The sequence below is a fragment of the Rhodopirellula maiorica SM1 genome (assembly GCF_000346295.1).
Classification (GTDB): Bacteria; Planctomycetota; Planctomycetia; order Pirellulales; family Pirellulaceae; genus Novipirellula; species Novipirellula maiorica.
In genome coordinates this window covers 1-1,996 of the sequence record NZ_ANOG01000084.1, presented here as the reverse complement: position 1 = coordinate 1,996, position 1,996 = coordinate 1, and the positions used below count along the sequence as shown (strand labels likewise).

Below are 1,996 nucleotides of genomic sequence, written 5' to 3'. Positions count from 1 at the left end.
CGCTATCTTTTTCCTTTGCTTTGCATCTCTCCCCTTCGGTCCATTCGTGGATCCTTCGCAGTGCCGCATGCTCAACTTGGTCCGATCGCTGTTCACTTGCCTTCGCGAGTCGAAACGAACGAACAACTTCAAGCCGATTTTCCGAATTGGGATATCGCTCTGATCGCTGAAAAAACGGGTATCCATCAACGGCATATCGCCGACGAGAAGGAAACCGCCAGCGACCTAGCGATCCAGGCGGCCCAAAAGCTGTTTTCCGAGCATGCGATTGACCCGCAATCAATCGACTTTGTGCTGCTCTGCACACAGACGCCGGACTATCCACTGCCGACTACCTGCTGTTTGATCCAAGATCGACTCGGCTTGCCCACCCGCTGTGGCGCCCTCGATTTCAATTTGGGCTGCAGCGGTTTTGTGTACGGCTTGGCGATGGCCGACGGGCTGATCCAAAGTGGAGTCGCGAAAAACATCTTGCTGCTTACTGCAGAAACGTACAGTAAATACATTGACGCCGACGACCGCAGCCTGCGAACGATCTTTGGCGACGGCGCCGCGGCCACCCTGGTGACCGCCAGCGACGAAAAAACGCTGTGGGGTTTCCAGTTCGGCAGCGACGGCAGCGGCGGCGACATGCTGCTGGTCGGCGATGGCGGCAGCCGTCCCACAGAGGATGCGATCAAGCCACGCCACCGCAAACGCTGGAAAAGCCGTCTGTACATGGACGGACCGAGCTTGATCAATTTCACCGTCGAAGCAGTGCCGCGGTTGATCGAAGAAATCCTCTCGGACAACGGGCTGACCGACGCCGATATCGACCGCTATCTGATGCATCAAGCGACCTGGAAGATGCTCGATCAACTTCGTGGGCGAATGGATGTGGCAGCCGAACGCATCCCCATCGAACTTGCCGATGTGGGCAACACCGTCTCGTCAACATTGCCGATTCTGATCGATCGACTGCGAAGTCGCGGCGAATTGAAGCCAGAATCGGTTAATATGCTGGTAGGATTCGGAGTAGGATTGTCCTGGGCTGGCGGGCTTTGGCGCGACGTTTACTCGGCCTAAAATAATAGGTTGCGTATTGCCCATCTTTTCACCCCCCTTGCGACACGCTCGCTTGTCGCAAACCGGAGAAATCCACGATGCAAGAAAACCTTTCAGGGCGACTGCTGATTGCGTCACCGTATTTGGGCGATGGGAATTTCCTCCGTTCGGTCATTTTTATCGTTCGCCATGATCCGGAGGGCGCCTTTGGGTTGGCGATCAACCGGCCGACCGAAAACCGTTTTCGAGACCTCGTAGCGCTCAGCACCACGGCGGGAGGCGAGCCTCGCGACGACGACTTTATTTACCGGGGTGGTCCCGTCGAAGGGCCGCTACTAGCACTGCACAACCTAGCCGGAATCGGTGACCCTTGCGGCCCGATTTCCTTGGATGACCCGAGCGAACCGCTTGGACCGGGAGAATCGGTTACAGGAGGAGCCAAATTTACGATCGAAAATCATCCCGCGGACCCGTTTGGAAGCATGTCAATCGACCTCGGGAATCCACCCGCCTGGATCACCGGCGATGACGATCACCTGCGAATCCTGTTGCACCGCCATGATGCGAAGGTGCGCTATATCGCGAACTACAGCGGCTGGGGCCCCCGACAACTCGACGAAGAGATGCGAGTTGGTGGCTGGTTGGTGGGCAAGCCGGATAGCGATATCCTGTTTGGCGACGCTGACCAATCATGGGAATTGGCGGTTCGCCGGTGCGGCCACGACATCCTCAACTCGATGGCACCCGGCGTGCACTTTGGTGACCCCAATTTGAACTGAGTGTTCTTTCGATCGGATTTGCCGAAACCTTGCTCTGCGGACACTCGAACCCGAGTCCTCAGGCCGGCAATTCAACCTGAGCGTCTGACTTAAAACGGATCCTACCCTCGAGCCTCCTCAATGCGACAATTTGCGATCGGTGATATCCACGGATGTGCCAAGGCACTCAGGTC

At 56.9% G+C, this 1,996-nt stretch carries 2 protein-coding genes; both read left to right on the top strand.

Annotation, left to right across the window (positions count from 1 at the left end; genetic code table 11):
* Positions 1 to 60 precede the first annotated feature (60 nt).
* On the top strand, positions 61 to 1,065 hold the full coding sequence (locus RMSM_RS02485) for a ketoacyl-ACP synthase III (RefSeq protein WP_008691083.1): 1,005 nt from the start codon (positions 61 to 63) through the stop codon (positions 1,063 to 1,065).
* Between the two features lie 77 nt (positions 1,066 to 1,142).
* On the top strand, positions 1,143 to 1,823 hold the full coding sequence (locus RMSM_RS02480; protein WP_008691079.1) for a YqgE/AlgH family protein: 681 nt from the start codon (positions 1,143 to 1,145) through the stop codon (positions 1,821 to 1,823).
* Positions 1,824 to 1,996 lie beyond the last annotated feature (173 nt).

Bases quoted from the DNA above. Each gene is read 5' to 3' on its own strand.
- RMSM_RS02480 (WP_008691079.1), top strand. From the start codon at position 1,143: ATGCAAGAAAACCTTTCAGGGCGACTGCTGATTGCGTCACCGTATTTG.